14 protein-coding genes are annotated in these 18,426 nt (G+C 63.9%); 8 read left to right on the forward strand and 6 right to left on the reverse strand.

Annotated elements, in window-relative coordinates; all coding sequences use genetic code 11:
* Window positions 1-11 precede the first annotated feature (11 nt).
* On the forward strand, window positions 12-1,568 hold the full coding sequence (locus ACZI8R_RS01465; protein WP_463378191.1) for an MDR family MFS transporter: 1,557 nt from the start codon (window positions 12-14) through the stop codon (window positions 1,566-1,568).
* Between the two features lie 68 nt (window positions 1,569-1,636).
* Here ACZI8R_RS01465 and ACZI8R_RS01470 read toward each other — a convergent pair whose 3' ends face one another.
* The 3 genes from ACZI8R_RS01470 to glsA form a co-directional block, all read right to left on the reverse strand.
* Window positions 1,637-2,476, reverse strand: coding sequence for an ABC transporter permease (locus ACZI8R_RS01470; RefSeq protein WP_463377778.1), 840 nt, complete (start codon window positions 2,474-2,476; stop codon window positions 1,637-1,639).
* Window positions 2,477-2,478: 2 nt separating this feature from the next.
* Window positions 2,479-3,435, reverse strand: coding sequence for an ATP-binding cassette domain-containing protein (locus ACZI8R_RS01475; protein ID WP_463377779.1), 957 nt, complete (start codon window positions 3,433-3,435; stop codon window positions 2,479-2,481).
* Window positions 3,436-3,530: 95 nt separating this feature from the next.
* Window positions 3,531-5,360, reverse strand: a complete 1,830-nt coding sequence (gene glsA / locus ACZI8R_RS01480) for a glutaminase A (RefSeq protein ID WP_463377780.1) — start codon at window positions 5,358-5,360, stop codon at window positions 3,531-3,533.
* A gap of 202 nt (window positions 5,361-5,562) precedes the next feature.
* Here glsA and dxs point away from each other — a divergent pair, with 202 nt between their 5' ends.
* Window positions 5,563-7,497: a 1-deoxy-D-xylulose-5-phosphate synthase gene (dxs, locus tag ACZI8R_RS01485; protein WP_463378192.1), complete on the forward strand. Its 1,935-nt coding sequence runs from the start codon at window positions 5,563-5,565 to the stop codon at window positions 7,495-7,497.
* Here the strand turns inward: dxs and ACZI8R_RS01490 are convergent, their stop codons facing one another.
* Together ACZI8R_RS01490 and ACZI8R_RS01495 are read right to left on the reverse strand one after the other, a co-directional pair.
* Window positions 7,498-8,937 (reverse strand): sugar porter family MFS transporter, encoded by a 1,440-nt coding sequence (locus tag ACZI8R_RS01490; RefSeq protein WP_463377781.1) that lies wholly within the window; start codon window positions 8,935-8,937, stop codon window positions 7,498-7,500. It lies immediately after the preceding gene.
* Between the two features lie 114 nt (window positions 8,938-9,051).
* Window positions 9,052-10,059, reverse strand: coding sequence for an iron-siderophore ABC transporter substrate-binding protein (locus ACZI8R_RS01495; RefSeq protein WP_463377782.1), 1,008 nt, complete (start codon window positions 10,057-10,059; stop codon window positions 9,052-9,054).
* Window positions 10,060-10,366: 307 nt separating this feature from the next.
* Between ACZI8R_RS01495 and ACZI8R_RS01500 the strand changes: the two genes are divergently transcribed.
* Genes ACZI8R_RS01500 through ACZI8R_RS01525 form a run of 6 tightly spaced genes read left to right on the forward strand, consistent with a single transcriptional unit; the run spans window position 10,367 to window position 17,142 of the window.
* The gene (locus tag ACZI8R_RS01500) at window positions 10,367-11,146 is read left to right on the forward strand and encodes a GntR family transcriptional regulator (protein ID WP_463378193.1); all 780 of its coding nucleotides are present in this window, start codon (window positions 10,367-10,369) and stop codon (window positions 11,144-11,146) included.
* Complete coding sequence (locus ACZI8R_RS01505) at window positions 11,146-11,373, forward strand: 4Fe-4S dicluster domain-containing protein (RefSeq protein WP_463377783.1); 228 nt, start codon at window positions 11,146-11,148, stop codon at window positions 11,371-11,373. Before ACZI8R_RS01500 ends, ACZI8R_RS01505 begins: the two co-directional genes overlap by 1 nt.
* A gap of 24 nt (window positions 11,374-11,397) precedes the next feature.
* A complete protein-coding gene (locus tag ACZI8R_RS01510) occupies window positions 11,398-12,825 on the forward strand; it encodes an ABC transporter substrate-binding protein (RefSeq protein ID WP_463377784.1) in 1,428 nt (475 codons plus the stop codon).
* Window positions 12,822-13,676, forward strand: coding sequence for an ABC transporter permease (locus tag ACZI8R_RS01515; RefSeq protein WP_463377785.1), 855 nt, complete (start codon window positions 12,822-12,824; stop codon window positions 13,674-13,676). Before ACZI8R_RS01510 ends, ACZI8R_RS01515 begins: the two co-directional genes overlap by 4 nt.
* Window positions 13,673-14,449: an ABC transporter ATP-binding protein gene (locus ACZI8R_RS01520; RefSeq protein ID WP_463377786.1), complete on the forward strand. Its 777-nt coding sequence runs from the start codon at window positions 13,673-13,675 to the stop codon at window positions 14,447-14,449. The genes ACZI8R_RS01515 and ACZI8R_RS01520 overlap by 4 nt, the downstream gene beginning before the upstream one ends.
* Window positions 14,449-17,142, forward strand: coding sequence for a fumarate reductase/succinate dehydrogenase flavoprotein subunit (locus tag ACZI8R_RS01525; RefSeq protein ID WP_463377787.1), 2,694 nt, complete (start codon window positions 14,449-14,451; stop codon window positions 17,140-17,142). The genes ACZI8R_RS01520 and ACZI8R_RS01525 overlap by 1 nt, the downstream gene beginning before the upstream one ends.
* A 30-nt stretch (window positions 17,143-17,172) precedes the next feature.
* Here the strand turns inward: ACZI8R_RS01525 and ACZI8R_RS01530 are convergent, their stop codons facing one another.
* The gene (locus ACZI8R_RS01530; protein WP_463377788.1) at window positions 17,173-18,417 is read right to left on the reverse strand and encodes a KasA/KasB family beta-ketoacyl-ACP synthase; all 1,245 of its coding nucleotides are present in this window, start codon (window positions 18,415-18,417) and stop codon (window positions 17,173-17,175) included.
* Window positions 18,418-18,426: the final 9 nt, after the last annotated feature.

Raw genomic sequence — 18,426 nt, forward strand, 5'->3', positions numbered from 1 at the left:
CGAACGTCGCCATGACCCACCGCGAGATCCTCGAAGCGTTGACGGGCTTGATCGCAGCCCTTTTCACGGCGCTACTGAGCACCACGATCGTCGCCACGGCGCTGCCGACGATCATCGGCGATCTCCACGGGACTCAGACTCAGTACGCGTGGATCATCACCAGCGCGCTGCTGGCGAACGCCGCGTCCACCCCGATCTGGGGCAAGCTGGCCGACCTTTTCAACAAGAAGGTCCTGGTTCAGACAGCAATCGTCATTTTCGTCGTCGGTTCGGTCATCGCCGGACTCGCGCACAACGTCCCGCTCCTGCTGGCGGCACGCGTCGTGCAGGGCATCGGTATGGGTGGTCTGACCGCGCTCGTCGTGGCGATCATCGGCAGCATCATTCCGCCTCGTGACCGTGGCCGTTACCAGGGCTACATGGGCGCGGCGATGGCCGTGTCGATGTCCGGTGGACCCATCCTCGGCGGAATCATCGTCGACAGCCCGCTCGGCTGGCGTTGGTGCTTCTACGTGTGTGTTCCGCTCGCCGTCATCGCTCTGTTCCTGCTGCAGCGCACGCTGCACCTGCCCACCGTTCGCAAGAAGGACGTGTCCATCGACTGGTTGGGTGCCCTCCTGCTCACCGCAGGTGTCAGCATCCTCCTGATCTGGGTGTCCTTCGCGGGCAAGGCCGGCTACTACGGATGGGCGTCCAAGGAAACAGTGATGTACGTCGGGGCAGGCGTGCTGCTGCTGATCCTCACCGTTGTGGTCGAGGCGAAGGCGAAAGCACCGATCATGCCCCTGAAGATCGTCACGGAGCGCACCACAGGGCTCGCGATCATCGCCTCGATCTCCGTGGGTATCGGCTTGTTCGGCGCCACCACGTTCCTTACGCAGTACTTCCAGACTGCTCGTGGACACACCCCGACCGCTGCAGGTCTGCTCACCATCCCGATGGTGGCCGGCATGCTGGTGGCATCGGTGGTCTCGGGTCAGCTGATCTCGAAGTACGGTCAGTGGAAGCCGTACATCATCGCGGGTGCGGTGTTGTTGCTCGGCGGATTCGGCCTGCTCTCCACGATCGACCACGCCACGAACCTGGCAGTCGTCGGAGTGTTCATCGCGATCGTCGGTCTCGGCACCGGCATGTTGATGCAGAACCTCGTTCTGGCAGTACAGAACACGGTCAGCGTGTCCGACATCGGCGCAGCCAGCAGTGTGGTCGCCTTCTTCCGCACGTTCGGCGGTGCGATCGGTGTGTCCGTCCTGGGCTCCATTCTCGCGACCCGCGTCTCGGATCTGTCCGCCGAGGGTTTCGCGAAGATCGGGATCGATCCGAGCCAGGCCAGCGCGGGCGGCGGCAACCTCGACTTGAAGGCACTGCCCGGCCCCGTCGCCGAGGTAGTGAGGTTCGCGTACGGTGACGCCACCGGACGCATCTTCCTTGCCGCAGCCATTGCCGCGGTGGTCACCCTCGTCGCAGTGATCCTGATTCCGAACAGGCCGTTGCGGAAGACGATCGACATCGAGCGCGAGCCCGAGGTCGAGGTCGACTCCGAGTCGGAAGATCTCTCGGTCCGCTAGCGGTATCGACCGGAAGCACGAGAGGCGGGCAACGACAGAAGTCGTTGCCCGCCTTTTGCGTCCGCTCGTCAGGTTTTCCGGTTGTACAGACGCATCGTCAGGGGCCCGAAGATCACGATGAAACCTGCGCACCACACCAGCACGAGCGTCAGCTGGCCGGAATCGACGACACCGTCCATCAACCCGCGAATCGTGGTGACCAGGTTGCTGATCGGATTGACAGCCACAAAGGCCTGCAGCCATCCCGGCATCGTTTCGGGGTCGACGAAGATGTTGCTGGCGAAGGTCAGTGGGAACAAGATGAACATCGAGACACCCATCACGGCCTGCTCGGTGCGCATCAGCATCGCGAACATCGTCCACACCCACGAGAGGCTGAACGAGAACAGCAGCAGAAGGGCGACCGAGACGATCACGCCGATGGGTCCTCCCGACGGCCGAAATCCCAGGACCAGTCCGAGGATCAGCACGATCACCGAGGCGAGGGTGTAGCGAGCCAAGTCCCCGATGAGAGCACCGACCAGCGGCGAAGGTCGCCAGATCGGAAGCGACCGGAAGCGGTCGAACACGCCTTTCTCGATGTCCTTGTTGAGCGTGAGGCCGGTGTACATCGTGATCATCACGACGGTCTGCACCAGAATCCCCGGCAACAGGAACTGGATGTATGCGCTCGTGGACCCTGCGAGCGCGCCTCCGAAGAGATACGTGAACATCAGGGTGAACATGATCGGGAACATGGTCACGTCGAACAACTGCTCGGGGACGTGCTTGATCTTGAGCAGCGCACGCCACCCGAACGACAGGGATGTGGACAGCGCGGAAGGCCTGCTCGGACGGGGCCCGGGCATGTGGAGGACATCGGCGACGGCGGGCTTCGAGCCTTGCTGTCTCTCGGTTGTCGAGGTCATGATCAGTTCTCCTCGGAGTGTCGCCCGGTCAACGAGAGAAATACTTCGTCGAGGCTGGGCTGGCCCAATGCGAATGTGCTGACGGTGATCCCGGCCTCGTCGAGTGCCGGCAGTGCCCGAGCGACACGCTTCGTGTCGTCGATACGAGCGGTGAGTGCCGCAGGATCGGATTCCTCCTCGACTGGAACGTCGAGGACCTGCCGGAGCAGGACCGCCGCCTGAGTGCGGGTGGCAACATCGGCGACCCGGACGTGCAGCGAGCCCGACCCGACCGAGGCCTTCAGTTCGCCCGTGGTGCCCTCCGCGATCACTCGTCCTCGGTCGATCACGGCGACGCGGTCGGCCAGTTGGTCTGCCTCGTCGAGGTACTGCGTCGTCAGGAGAACGGTGGTCCCGCCCGCCACCAGTGATCGGACGATCTCCCACACCTGATTTCGGCTACGTGGATCGAGTCCGGTCGTCGGCTCGTCGAGGAAGATCAGTTCCGGTGTGACGATGATGCTCGCCGCGATGTCGAGGCGTCGCCGCATCCCGCCGGAGTAGTTCTTGACCTGACGGCCACCGGCCTCCTCGAGGCCGAAGGCGGACAAGAGTTGGTCCGAACGGGACCGGGCCGCCCCGCGCGAGTAGCCGTAGAGACGCCCGAGCAGCAGCAAGTTCTCCGAACCGGTCAGATCCTCGTCGAGCGACGCGAACTGCCCCGTCAGCGAGACTTTGCTGCGCACGGCATCGGGATCGGACGCGACGTCGTGGCCCAACACTGTCGCGCTCCCACCGTCCGGCGGTAGGAGGGTGGCCAGCATGCGGATTGCAGTCGTCTTGCCGGCGCCGTTCGGCCCGAGGACCCCGTAGACCCCGCCTCTCGGAACGTCGAGGTCGAGACCGTCGACGGCGAGATTGTCGCCGAATCGTTTGACCAGTTTGTTGGTGCGTATCGCCAGTTCTGCGTCTGAACGCATGGGCCTGCTTCCGATCGGTCGGATTGATGCCGTACAAGAATGTCCGATTTTCCCGGTACGGGCAATTGTTTTGTCCATTGCTCCGTGATCCGAGCTCAGCGGGTACGACCCACGTCTCCGGCCTGCATGAGACTGCGCATGGTCTGTTCCACCTGCTCGTAGGCGCCCGCGGCGATCCGCTCGACGAGGGCCAGCTTGAGATCCGGCTCTCGTGCTGCGAGGGCTGTGTAGCTGTCATAGGAGAGGACCGCTGCGGTAACCGGCGTGTCGGCGCGAAAATCGTTGAGAAAGCGAGTTCCGAGAAACATGGTCATCTCGCCGAACGTCATCCCAGCCGAGAGGGTCATGATGCGGTGAGTCGTCCCGGTTCCGTCTGCCATCGTGGAACTCACCCGGCCGCCGAGGAGAAGGAACAGCCCGGATGCCGAATCCCCGCGCCGGACTATGTACTCGTTCCGATCGAAGTGGCGGATCTCCAGATCGTGAGTGATCCTGCCGAACTGTTCCTCGTCCAGCCCGTCGAGGACGGGGTGGTCTCGTAGCTCGATCACGGGATCGGAACGAAAAGTGGTGCAATGAGTTTCGAGAAGCACGTCCTCGCACCATTGCAACGCCGAGTCGAGGTCGACGAACACTCGGCCCTGGCGCCCGGACAGATCGGACTGCAGATTGCCGAGTAGACCGGTGGGGTCCACGAGCGCCACGGCACAGTCGTGCGCCGACAGTTCCTCTCGCAACAGGCCGATCATGCGCCGCGCTACTTCGCTGACGTCGTCAACCTTGCGGACGTCGACGACTACGGCTTCGACGCCGTCTTCGATGTGACCGATCTCGCGGACGGCGGTCTCGGCGCCCGCGAACAGCAGATCGCCGTGCAACTCGTAGACGCGGCTCTTCTTTCCGACGTCGTCCAGGACTGCGCGCTCGGTCGCCGTTCGGCGCATGCGGGAAGGAGCGTCGGAGACGCTGTAGCGGGCGCGGACCGCGGCGCGCGCTGCTCTCGGGACGTGAAGGAAGTGGAGTTCGAGCTCCTTGGAGAGCGCTTCGCACGCGGCGACACCGCGAACACTGTTTCCGTGTTCGTCGAGGCGCGGGGAGAAGACGGAGACGCCGATCTGACCCGGGAGAACCGCCAGAATTCCGCCGCCGACCCCGCTCTTCGCGGGGAGCCCCACATCGGTGATCCATTCGCCGGCGGAGTCGTACATTCCGCAGGTGGTCATCACGCTCAGCACATGCTCGACCAGGTCCGGTGCGAGCGCCGATTCGCCGGTCACTGGGTGGAGGCCGTTGTTCGCGAGTGTCGCAGCCATGAGACCGAGATCGCGGCAGGTCACGTCGAGAGAACACTGTCGGAAGTACAGATCGACCACGTCGTCGGGATCGTCGGTGATGATGTCGAACGAGCGCAGCATGTGGCCGATCGCTCGGTTGCGATGACCGGTCCGTGCTTCGGATTCGTACACAGGCCGGTTGAAGTCGAGCTCCCGGCCCGCGTATCGAGAGTAGGCGGCGCGGATTCTGTCGAACTTCGCGGCGACATCCGGCCCCTCGATCAGGGATGCCGCGGTGATCGCGCCGGCATTGATCATCGGGTTGCGTGGCCGTTCGGTGTTGGGATCGAGACTGATCTCGTTGAACGGTTCTCCCGACGGCTCCACGTCGATCTTCTCCGTGACCGCCGCGATACCGCGATCCTGGAGGGCGAGGGCGTAGGTGAACGGCTTCGAGATCGACTGGACGGTGAATGGTCGGCGGGTGTCACCGACTTCGTAGACGTAGCCGTCCACGGTGGCCAGACAGACGCCGAAGGAGTCCGGCACCACTGCAGCCAGTTCCGGTATGTAGTCGGCTACGTGGCCGCCTTCGTCGTGTCGTGTCATCTCGAACACTTTGCGGATGAGCGAGTCCACCACATCGGCCATGCGTCAACGGTAGTGGTACGGACGTTGGCACGAGGGCTTACCACCTTCGGTCGACGTGTCGATTCGCATACGGTGTGACGACTGATCGAATCGCTCCGTAGACTGGTTCGGGTCGGTTCACCTCGAAACCGCACCGATAGTTCGATTGGACGGTTTTGTCCGAATGCACGGTATTTCCGAAAGCACGGAGGGAGCGATCTCGTTGGGTGTTCTTGCCCGAGTCCAGACGCCTGACGATTTGCGGCACCTGAGTCCGGTGGAAATGAAAGAGCTCGCGGGCGAGATCCGCGAGTTTCTCGTGCACAAGGTCTCGGCGACGGGTGGGCACCTGGGGCCCAACTTGGGCGTCGTCGAGTTGACCCTGGCTGTGCATCGTGTGTTCGATTCGCCGAACGATCCGGTCATCTTCGACACGGGTCACCAGGCGTACGTCCACAAGATCGTCACCGGACGCAAGGACGAGTTCGACTCGCTGCGAAAGCGGGGCGGCTTGTCCGGGTACCCGTGCCGGGCCGAGAGCGAGCACGACTGGGTCGAGTCCTCACACGCTTCGGCCGCCTTGTCCTACGCGGACGGGTTGGCCAAGGCCTTCGAACTGACCGGCCAGAGCAGGCACGTGGTTGCCGTCGTGGGCGACGGCGCCCTCACCGGTGGAATGTGCTGGGAAGCGCTCAACAACATTGCTGCCGGACGTGATCGTTCGGTGGTGATCGTGGTCAACGACAACGGCCGCTCCTACGCGCCCACCATCGGTGGCTTGGCAGATCACCTGGCGGCTCTGCGGATGCAACCCGGCTACGAGCGGGTGCTCGACAACGGCCGACGCATCGTCAAGAAGCTGCCATGGGTCGGTCGCGCGGCGTACTCGGTGCTGCACGGCATGAAGGCGGGCCTGAAAGACGCGGTGATCCCCCAGGTGATGTTCACCGACCTCGGTATCAAATATCTGGGCCCGGTCGACGGTCACGACGAGGCCGCGATGGAAGCGGCCTTGCAGCGGGCGAAGTCCTTCGGTGGTCCCGTGATCGTGCATGCGGTGACCCGCAAGGGCATGGGGTACGCGCCCGCCGAGAATCACGTGGCCGATCAGATGCATGCCACCGGTGTGATCGATCCTCTCACCGGAAAAGCGACCACCGTCTCGGTTCCGGACTGGACGTCGGTGTTCACGACCGAGCTGATCGAGCAGGCCGCCGAACGCAAGGACGTCGTCGCGATCACCGCGGCGATGCCCGGACCCACCGGCCTCGCGGCCTTCGGTGAGAAGTTCCCCGACCGCCTCTACGACGTGGGTATAGCCGAGCAGCATGCAATGACCTCCGCTGCCGGACTGGCACTCGGTGGGTTGCACCCGGTCGTGGCGATCTATTCGACATTTCTGAACCGCGCGTTCGATCAGCTCTTGATGGATGTGGCGTTGCTGGATCTGCCGGTCACCCTCGTTCTCGACCGGGCCGGTGTCACGGGCTCGGACGGCGCGAGTCACAACGGCATGTGGGACCTCTCGTTGCTCGGGATCGTTCCCGGTATGCGAGTTGCGGCTCCTCGTGATGCCGCGACGTTGCGTGAAGAACTGGACGAGGCTCTCGCTGTGTCCGACGGACCCACCGCACTCCGCTACCCGAAGGGTGCCGTGTGTGAGGACATCCCGGCGGTGCGCCGCCTCGGGGGTGGCGTCGACGTCCTTCGCGAGCCGGCGGGCGGTGAGGGTGATGTACTCATCGTCTCGGTCGGTGCGTTCGCGGAATTGGCGCTCACCGCGGCGGATCGCCTCGAACAACAGGGAATTCGGGCTGCGGTCGTCGATCCGCGATGGGTGTTCCCGGTCGCAGAATCCGTGGTCGAGTACGGGCGCGGCTTCTCGATGGTGGTCACCGTCGAGGACAGCGGTCTGCACGGCGGTGTCGGCTCCACGGTCTCGGCAGCATTGCGCGGAGCCGGAGTCGATGTACCGTGCCGCGATCTCGGCGTTCCCCAGCGATTCCTCGATCACGCCTCGCGGTCCGAGATCCATGCGGAACTCGGCCTCACGGCTCAGGATGTGGCCCGTCAGATCACGGGATGGGTCGCGGGGCTCGGTGCGCGCGACACATCGGTGGTCGAGCACACGGACGACGTCGAGAAGTCCGAGCGCTGATCAGCCCGCTTCTTCGAGTGTGCGGCCCCGTGTCTCCTTGACGAACCTGAGGACGAAAGCGGTCGACAACAGGGCCATCGCCGCGTAGATGCCGTAGGTGAGGGACAGGTTCCAGTCGGCGAGCGACGGGAACGTAGCGGACACGATGAAGTTCGACACCCAGTTCGCCGCCGTCGCAAGTCCGACCGCGACGGCGCGAATTCGGTTGGGGAACAACTCGCTGATCAGGACCCACACCACGGGACCCCAGGACAGCGCGAAGAAGAAGACGAACGCATTCGCGGCGATCAGTGCGATGGTTCCATTGGTGTCGGACAGCGTGGCAACCGACTCGCCCTCGGCGTTTCTCGTGATCTCCGCGGAGTGGAAGCAGACGGCGGCTGTACCCAACGAGAGAGCCATACCGATCGAGCCGGTCAGCAGTAGCGGTCTGCGTCCGATCCGGTCGATGACTGCGATCGCCACGAACGTACCCACGATGTTGACGAGCGCACTGACCACGCTGATCAACAGCGACCGATCCTCGCCGAAGCCGACTGCCTGCCACAGCGTGCTGGAGTAGTAGAAGATCACGTTGATGCCGACGAATTGCTGAAGTGCCGCCAGTCCGATTCCGATCAGAACCAGCGGCCCGACCCCGAGCTTCTTCGAGAACAACGATTTCACACTCGGGCGTGCGCGGTCCTCGCCCAGCGACGCTCTGATCTCTTCCATCCGCTTCGTCACGACCTCGTCGGAGCCGCCTTCGAGGTCCTCGATGATGCGGCGCGCTTCCTTCACCTTGCCGTTGGCGACGAGGAAACGCGGTGACTCGGGGATCGTCAGTGTCATGAGCAGGTAGAGAAGGGCGGGTACGGCAGCGACCGCCAACATCCACTGCCATGCCGCGATCCCGAGCAAGTTGTTCCCGGCGCCGCCTGCCGCCGAAGAAAGGGCGTAGTTCACGAGTTGCGAGATCGCGATTCCCATGACGATGGCGAGCTGGTACATGGATCCGAGTCGCCCCCGCATCGCGGCCGGCGAGATCTCCGCGATGTAGGCGGGGGCGATCACCGACGCCAGACCGACGGCGATACCGCCGACCGCTCGCCAGAGCGTCAGGTCGACGATGCCGAACGGAAAGGCGGAACCGAGCGAACCGATGATGAAGAGGACTGCGGCGAGCTGCATGACGCGGATGCGGCCGAGTTTGTCTGCGAGACGACCCGCGAGCCAGGCGCCGACGGCAGCGCCGATCAGCGTGAGCGACACCGCGAGTCCTGTTGCGCCGGCCCCGATGTCGTATCGGTCACGAATCGCGCCGACCGCTCCGTTGATCACCGCGGTGTCGTATCCGAAGAGGAAACCACCCAGCGCAGCGGTGGCTGCGAACAGGACCGCGTGCGCCGCATCGGCGTTCGACGAATTGGAACCGAGTTCTCGTGACCCGCTGTAGGTCATTCTTGCCTCCGTGTGCGACGACTGTGCCTGATGATCCGAGATCGCATCACTTCCGGACGTTACGCCCGAACCGGCTCGGCTTTCGTGAATTCGTCGACCGACACGGCGTCTACGTCAGGCGCCCGCCTTGTTCGCTGCCTCGGACAGTTGCGGAGTGATCTTGTCCAGCACCCAGGGCGTCGAGAGAACGCTGGCCTGGCTCAGTCCCGCCACGACCTTCGTATCGGACAGCGGCACCACGGTGCCGCGTCCGAGCGCTCCGAGGTTCGCGTATGCGGGATTCGACGAAAGAGTTTCGTCGTCCGGCACGAAAGCAACCACTACGTCCGCATCGACATCTGCGATGTTCTCGACGGAGATGTCGGTGAAGAACTTCCCGTCGGAGTCTTCTGCCAGCTTCTCCACCCCGGGGGCGTTCACGAAACCGAGTTCCGTCAGCGTCTGCACCCGAGGGTCCGTCGGCATGTAGACGCTCACGGAACCGGTATCGGGAAGAATGCTCACCACCGAGATCGTCTTGCCTGCGAACTCGGGATGTGCTGCGCCGGTGTCGGTGAGCTGCTGGGTGAGATCGGCGACGAGTTGGTCGGCCTCGTCGCTCTTTCCGAGAGCCTTCCCGACGAGCGTGGTCTGGTCTTGCCACGTCGTCTGCCAAGCCTTGTCCGGGTAGGCGACAGTGGGCGCGAAGGCCGAGAGTTGGTTGTAGGTGTTCTGGTCGAATCCTTCGTACGGTGCCAGCACCACATCCGGTGCGAGCCCCGCGACCTGTTCGACGGGCACCGAGGTCTCGGCATCGAGGAGGGTCGTTGATTCGGGATCGAATCGGTCCGCCGCCCAAGGCATCACTCCGTTGTCGTCGGCACCGTAGGTGTATCGGGGCATGCCGACCGGAGTTTCACCGAGTGCGTACACGACGTCCTGAGCGTTCCAGCCGAGCGTGGCGATTCGTTCCGGCGCAGATTCGATGGTCGTCTCGCCGAATGTGTTCTCGATGGTGACCGGAAATCCGCCGCCCTGCGATCCGGTGCCGGAATCCGAGTCGCCCCCCGAAGAGCAGCCCGCCAACAGTGTCGCCGCAGCGATGGCGATGGCGGCGGTGCGTCTTGTCGACGATGTGGTCATGCGCGACTCCTTCGAAAACCGAAACTGGTTGAAGGTGAGCCTAACCTAGGGTGTCGTGTCCATGGCGGCGTCGGCCCCGATTTGGAATCAGCGTGAATCGAATAGGCAGCGGACGGCGTAGGTGGCGCATTCCGGCAATTCGTCGGCGTCTCCGCAGTTCACGGAAGGGCCCGGACGTTGGCCGGTGGCCTATTCGAACGAGGTGGAGGGCCGGGCACTTCGCTCGTGATTCGAGGTGCCCGATCGGCATTAGCGTAACTCTTCGTCCAGCTCACACCAGCTTTCCGAAGGAGGTCATGCAGTGGCCCTGGAGGTATCCCATTTGCCCTCCGCGGGTACGGGCATACGTCGATCACGCGCAGACGACGCCCGGCGGTTCGCGGACCTGCTTCGCCAGCAGATTCACGCCGACCCCTATGGGGACCGTGGTCTGCCTGTGGAGTCTGTGCTCGCATCCGAGTTCGGAGTCTCACGCAATGCAGTCCGTGACGGTCTCGCCCAACTCAAGAACGAGGGCCTGATCGCTCGTGGGCCGCGCGTGGGAACGCGGGTGGCACGGCGAAAGTACGATCACGGACTCGACGCGCTGGTCGGTCTCAAGGAGACACTGAAGGGTCACGGTGAGGTCCGGAACGTAGTCCGTACCGCCACCCTGATCACTCCGCCGCCGGCGGTGGCCAGGCGTCTCGAGTTGGCACCGGGGGAGTCCGTCGTCTACATCGAGCGGTTGCGGTACCTGGGTGATCTGCCGTTGAGCTTGGACCTGACTTATCTGGTTCCGGATATCGGGGCACAGGTGATTCAGCGGGATCTCGAGACCAACGACGTCTTCGCGTTGATCGAAGAAGCCTGTGGCGGGCGATTGGGCGGCGCGGACCTCACCCTCGAAGCAGTGGATGCCGATGCGCATTCGGCCGCCAACCTGGAAACACCGGAAGGGGCCGCGCTTCTTCTGCTGGAACGACTCACCAGGCTCGAGGACGGCCGGCCCGTCGATCTCGAGTACATCCGCATGCGAGGTGACCGCATCACGATGCGGACGAGCCTCGGCAGAGAACCTGACACCGCCGAATGGGAGTGCATCTGATGGCACAGGTCAACCAACGAACCGACGTACCCGTCACGATCGACGAATCTCTGTGCATCGAGGGATGCACTCTGTGCGTCGAAATCTGTCCCCTCGATTCACTGGCGATCAACCCGGACAACGGCAAGGCGTTCATGCACGTGGACGAATGCTGGTACTGCGGCCCCTGCGCCGCCAGATGTCCCACCGGCGCCGTCTCGGTCAACATGCCCTATCTCCTTCGCTGACAAGTGATTCCCGGAAAGTCCGACATGAAACGTTCACTCTCTCTCCTCTGCATCACCACCGCCGTCTCGTTGGTCGCCGGGGGATGTTCGCTCGGGGAATCCACTGCGGGCGAGTCCGGTGTCCGAGTGGTGGTGGGTTACCAGTCGAAGACGATCAACACCGTGACTGCTGGAACGCTGCTTCGCGCACAGGGATACCTCGAGCAGCGTCTCGAGGAGATCACGAAGCGGACCGGAACCGAGTATTCGGTGGAGTGGCAGGACTACGACACCGGGGCGCCGATCACGGCCCAGATGGTGGCCGAGAAGATCGACATCGGCTCGATGGGCGACTACCCGATGCTGATCAACGGCTCGCGTACACAGGCGAATCCAGGCGCGAAGACCGACCTGGTGTCGGTCACCGGGTACAACCCGAAAGGCGCTCTGAACATGGTGGTCGTGCCGCCTGATTCGCAGGCCACGAATCTACGGGACCTGGAGGGCCGGAAGATCTCGGCCAGCGTCGGTTCCGCGGGGCACGGGACTCTCGTCCAAGCGCTCGACAGGGCGGGAATCGACCCGAGCGGTGGGGTCGAGATACTCAACCAACAACCCCAGGTCGGCTCGTCTGCTCTCGAATCCGGGCAGGTTTCGGCACTCTCGCAATTCGTCGCCTGGCCGGGTCTGCTGGTCTTCCAGGACAAGGCGAAGTTGCTGTACGACGGTGCCGAGCTGAACACCCCGACGCTTCACGGTGTGGTCGCCAGACAGCAGTATTCGCAAGACCACCCCGAGGTTCTCGACGCATTCCTGCGCGCTCAGATCGACGCGACCCGATTCATTCAGGACGAGCCGCTCGCGGCTTCACGAATCGTGGCGGAGGACAGCGGGTTGCCACAGGAGGTCGTGTATCTCTACAACGGGCCTGGCGGCACGTCGTTCGACACGACGTTGAAACCGGCCTTGGTCGACGCACTGAAGAACGATGTGCCGTACCTGAAGTCGATCGGAGATTTCGCTGACCTGGACGTCGACGGTTTCGTCGACGACGCGCCGTTGCGTGCCGCGTTCGCGTCGGAGGGCGCGGACTACGAAGGTTCGCTCGCAACGACGGCGAACCCCACCGTCGTGGAAGGGGTCGATCCGATCTGTGACAGGCCGGCCACCGACCCGAATCTTGCCGGCGAACTCTGGATGGACGGTTCGACCACTACCCAGCCGGCTGCTGATCCGACGTGCCTCCTGCGTGCCGTGAAACAAGCGCAGGCGAGCGGTGCCGACGTGCGCGCGGCGTACGTCCCGGACGCCGAACTCGGAACCAGATGGTTCGCGGACAAAGCGGTGTGGGTTCGGGACGGCGAGACTTTTCTGCCCTTCACCACCGATGCCGCAGCGGCCAGGTACAGAACAGCCCATCCAGGTAGTGCTGTCGTCGACTACGACCGCGCAGTCGAGGAGGTGCGGCCATGACGACCATCGACCGGATCGAAACGGTCACCGGGCCCGCCCCGGACGTGAAGACCACAAGGGTGGTCCGAGGCGGTGCGCCGAGGTGGCGATCGAGAACGATTCGCGTGACGTCCGTGGTGGCCGCGATCGCACTGTGGCAGTTGCTGACCGCCAACGATGTACGCCTCTGGCTGCGGTTCGACACGCTGCCCACTGTCACCGAGGTGGTGTCCGCGTTCGGCACCCAACTGCAGTCCGATCTCTTCTATCTGGATCTCGCGCAGTCGCTGATCCGGATCCTGACCGGTTTCGGTCTCGCGACCGTGGCGGGGGTTGCCGTCGGAATCGCTCTCGGCCGTTCCGAGGTGTTCGCCGACATTCTGGGGCCGCTCACCGAACTGGCCCGGCCGATCCCGGCCATCGCCGTGGTGCCGGTGGCGATCCTCCTGTTTCCCAGTGACGAGGCGGGAATCGTCTTCATCACCTTCGTCGCCGCGTTCTTCCCGATCATGGTGAGCACACGGCACGCGGTGCGAGCACTGCCCACTCTGTGGGAGGACTCGGTTCGTACCTTGGGCGGCGGCCGCGTGGACGTGCTGCTGCGAGTGGTGCTGCCTGGAATCCTGCCCGGCGTGTTCGGAGGGCTCTCCGTCGGTATCGGTGTGGCCTGGATCTGCGTCATTTCCGCCGAGATGATCTCCGGCCGCCTCGGTATCGGATACCGAACCTGGCAGGCGTACACCATCGTCGACTACCCCGGCGTCTTCTTGGGAATGATCACCATCGGAATTCTCGGCTTCGTCACGTCGGCGAGCGTCGAATTGCTGGGGCGGCGTGCGACACGCTGGCTACCGAGAGGAGAGCGCGGATGACGGGCGCTGCCACCACCTTGGGAATGTCGTTGGAGCTTTCGGACGTGACGCTGTCCTACACCGGTGAACCGGTGATCGATTCGCTGTCGCTGAACGTGGTGCCCGGGGAGATCCTGGTGCTCACGGGTCCGTCCGGTTGCGGAAAGTCGACGGTGCTGCGCGCACTTGCGGGGCTGCTGACTCCGGACTCGGGGCGCGTGACCGCCGACGACGAGATCGTGACGTCGACATCCAGGGACCGTGCGGTGGTGTTTCAGGAGAACGCCCTGTTGCCTTGGCGCACAGTCCGTTCCAACGTCGAGCTCGCACTTGCCCTGCGAGGAGCGCCGAGAACGGGACGACGCGCCGCGGCAGATCGCTGGATCGAAGAAGTCGGGTTGACCGGTTTCGGCGACTTCCTGCCCAAGAACCTCTCGGGAGGAATGCGGCAACGCGTGCAGCTTGCTCGCGGACTGGTCGGCGCCCCTCGCGCGGTGATGATGGGCGAACCCTTCGGTGCGCTCGACACCCAGACGCGTTCGGTGATGCAACGGCTGTTGGTCGAAACCTGGCGAACCCATCCGACGACGGTCGTGTTCGTCACCCACGACGTCGACGAAGCCGTGCTGATCGGCGATCGAATTGCCGTCCTCGGTAGGGCAGGAGAACCGCTACGTACGGTGGTCGATGTTCCGCATCCACGTGATCGCGACTTGGTCGACCATCCGGCAAACAGGTCGGCGCGTGCCGAAGTACTTCGCGCACTCGACCATTCGAATTCAGTGGAGAAATAATGGACATTCCCGAACTCGACCAGACGATTCGACTCGACTGTGACGTGCTGGTCATCGGCGGTGGCACAGCCGGAACGATGGCGGCGCTGACGGCGGCGGAGAACGGCGCGAACGTTCTCCTGCTGGAGAAAGCTCACGTTCGGCATTCCGGTGCGCTCGCAATGGGCATGGACGGAGTCAACAACGCTGTCATTCCGGGGAAGGCCGAACCGGAGGACTACGTCGCCGAGATCACGAGAGCGAACGACGGCATCGTGAACCAGCGCACCGTATACCAGACTGCCACGCGTGGATTCGCCATGGTTCAACGCCTGGAGAAGTACGGGGTGAAGTTCGAGAAGGACGAGTACGGCGAATACGCAGTGCGCCGCGTTCACCGGTCGGGTTCGTACGTCCTTCCGATGCCGGAGGGAAAGGACGTCAAGAAGGCGTTGTATCGCGTACTGCGGCAGCGCAAGATGCGCGAGAAGATCCGTATCGAGAACCGATTGATGCCGGTCCGGGTGCTGGTGGACGGCGGGCGGGCAGTCGGAGCCGCCGCATTGAACACCAGGACGGGCGAGTTCGTCGCGGTCGGCGCAAAGACCGTCATTCTGGCCACCGGCCCATGTGGCCGATTGGGTCTGCCGGCCTCCGGCTACCTCTACGGGACGTACGAGAACCCGACGAACGCCGGCGACGGATACTCGATGGCGTACCACGCCGGTGCCGAACTCAGTGGTATCGAGTGCTTCCAGATCAATCCGTTGATCAAGGACTACAACGGTCCGGCCTGCGCATACGTTGCGAATCCGTTCGGCGGGTACCAGGTGAATGCGGAAGGGGAGCGCTTCGTCGATTCCGACTACTGGTCCGGTCAGATGATGAGTGAAGTAAAGAGCGAGATCGAGTCCGCGCGTGGCCCCATCTATCTGAAGGTGAGCCACCTACCGGAGGAGACTCTGGACACGCTCGAGTCGATCCTGCACACCACCGAGCGGCCGACTCGTGGAACGTTCCACTCGAATCGAGGCCACGACTACCGAACTCATGACATCGAGATGCACATCTCGGAGATCGGGTTGTGCAGCGGGCATTCGGCGTCGGGGGTGTGGGTCGACGAGAACGGCGCGACCACGGTCCCCGGACTCTATGCGGCAGGTGACCTTGCCTGCGTGCCACACAATTACATGATCGGAGCGTTCGTGTACGGCGACCTCGCCGGTGCGCACGCCTCCGGAACTCTGTCCGAGGTGGCAGCTCCGGGAGACCTTCCCACTGAACAACTGGCCGCGGCGCACGAGCTGATCTACCGCCCACTTCGCAATCCGGACGGTCCGCCGCAACCGCAGGTCGAGTACAAGCTTCGCCGGTTCGTGAACGACTACGTCGCACCTCCGAAGACGGCGACGAAGCTGTCGATCGCGGTGGAGACGTTCGATCGCATGACGGACGAAATTGCAGGGATCGGAGCCACGACGCCGCACGAACTGATGCGGTGCGCCGAGGTCACCTTCATCCGTGACTGCGCCGAAACGGCTTCGCGCAGCTCGCTCACAAGAACCGAAAGTCGCTGGGGGCTCTACCACGAGAGATCCGACATCGAAGGGCGCGACGACTCGGAGTGGGGATATCACCTCAACCTGAGGCGAACCGTGGATGGGCAGATGGAGTTTCTGAAGCGCCCGGTGGCGCCGTACTTCGTGCCTGTGCCGGGGCTCGACGACCTTCCTCCAGCGGATCAGAGCGTCGTCCCCGTCTCGCAGCCCGAGCTCGTCGGTGGACGCGCACCGCAGGTGGAGCGTTCGCGGATCGTGAAGCCGGCCGGACCGCCGCCGTCACCCAGGATCGTGTCTCTTCTGGCTTTGGATTCGCCGACCGTGGACGATCTGGGGTCCTACTTGGAAGACTCCGATGCGCAGGTCAGATCGACAGCGGTCGCAGTCCTGACAGAGGGAACACCCGAAGGCTTCGCTCCTGTTCTGGTGCGCGCGTTGGGCGATCAGGACGTAGTCGTAAGGCGTGCGGCGACCGGAAGTCTGCGTGAGCTCGTCGAGGTGCTGCCACCGGATCTCGCGCTGACGGAATATGCGGGATCGGACGATGCCGTGGTGCGGGCCACCGTGATCGATCTACTCCGGGCCCTCCACATCGGCGGCGAGGAGCTGTATCGCACCGCACTCGCCGACTCCGACCACCATGTGCGTATCGAGGCGGTCCGCGCTCTCGTGTCGCTCGACGCGTGGAGGCACGTCGAATTGGGTACGACCGACGAGAATTGTGAGGTTCGAATCGCCGTCGCATACGGACTGGCAACCATCGGGGTCGGCGGTATCGACTCGATTCGTATCCTTGCGTCCGACCGTGATCCGCTCGTGCGTGCTGCAGCTCTGTCGGCGCTTGCAGGCTTGGGGTGTGATGATCGTGACGTGCCACTCGCAGTCGCCGGCCTGAAGGAATCTGCCTGGCAGATCCGGCAGGGCGCTGCCCGCGGGCTGGCGGGTGCGGATCGTGGCAGCGCCGTGGAGCCACTCTCGGCGGCTCTGTCGGATCCTCACCTCGACGTCCGCAAGGCCGCGGTGATCACCTTGGGTGCCTGGGCTTCCGACCCCGAGGCTGCGGACTACCTGCGAGACGCGCTGAAGGACAACGACGCCGACGTGCGAGCGTACGCACGCCGCGCTCTGGAAACGTCGGGGCTCGTCGAGGCGTGACGGGATGCGCCCGCGCGTTCGGCTGGGTGGTCAGGCGTGGCCGATCGCGAGGGTGACGTTGTGGCCGCCGAATCCGATGGAATTGCTGAGCGCATAGTCGATTCGCTGATCACGCGCCGAACCGGCGACGATGTCGAGTTCGATCTCGGGGTCGACGTTGTCGAGATTGAGTGTCGGCGGCACGACTGCGTGCTTCACGGTGAGCGCGGTGACGACGGCTTCGACCGCCCCCACGGCTCCGATCGAGTGCCCGAGTGCTGATTTCGGTGCGTACACAGAGGCGTGGGGTGTAACGGCGGTGATGGCATTGGCCTCGGACCTATCGCCGACCGAGGTCGCGGTCGCGTGTGCATTGACGTGGGCGATGTCTGCGGCCGTGAGTCCGGCGACACGAATTGCTTTCCGCATGGCCCGTGCGGCCCCCTCTCCGTCGTTCGTTGGTGCGACGATGTGGTGGGCGTCGGACGTGATTCCTGCACCGAGAATTCGGGCGTGGATCGGTGCTCGACGGGCTCGTGCATGGCTCTCGCTTTCCAGGATGAGCAATGCCCCTGCTTCGCCGAACACGAATCCGTCGCGGTCTCTGTCGAATGGGCGTGAAGCGCGCTCGGGTTCGGAGTTCCGAGTGCTCATTGCTCGCATCGCGGAGAAACTCGCAATAGGTACCGCGTCGATAGGGCCCTCGAGTCCGCCCGCCACGACGACGTCGGCTTCGCCGTCTGCGATGAGTCGCCAGCCGTGGGCGATCGCCTCGGATCCAGAGGAGCAGGCCGAGACTGCGGTGTGAACCCCTGCTTTCGCACCGGTTTCGAGCCCGATCAGGGCTCCTGGGCCGTTCGGCATAATCATGGGCACCGACATGGGAGACACCTTCCGGTGCCCGTGGGAGCGCATGGTGTCGACTGCGGTCATCAGCGCATCACCTCCACCCAATCCTGTTCCCACCGAAACGGCCAGACGCTCGCCGTCCATCTCCGCGAGCCCGGTGTCGCGCCACAGCCTTCGTACAAGAACGAGAGCCAATTGCTCGACGAAGGACGTCCGGCGTTGCTCGACCCGATTCAAGTGATCAGCGGGGTGCATGTGGAGCTTTCCGCCGATGCGAACCGGTAGGTCGTAGGTGGTGATGAATTCGTCTGTGAGTGACCCGATTCCGCTCGTCCCCTCGAGTAGGAGTCGCCAACTCTCGTTCGCGTCGTCGGCCAGGGAGGTGGTTGCCGAGTATCCGGTCACCACGACGCCGACCCGAGTTTCTGTAGCACTTGCTTCAGTCATGTCATATGA

The organism is Rhodococcus huquni (genome assembly GCF_055231055.1).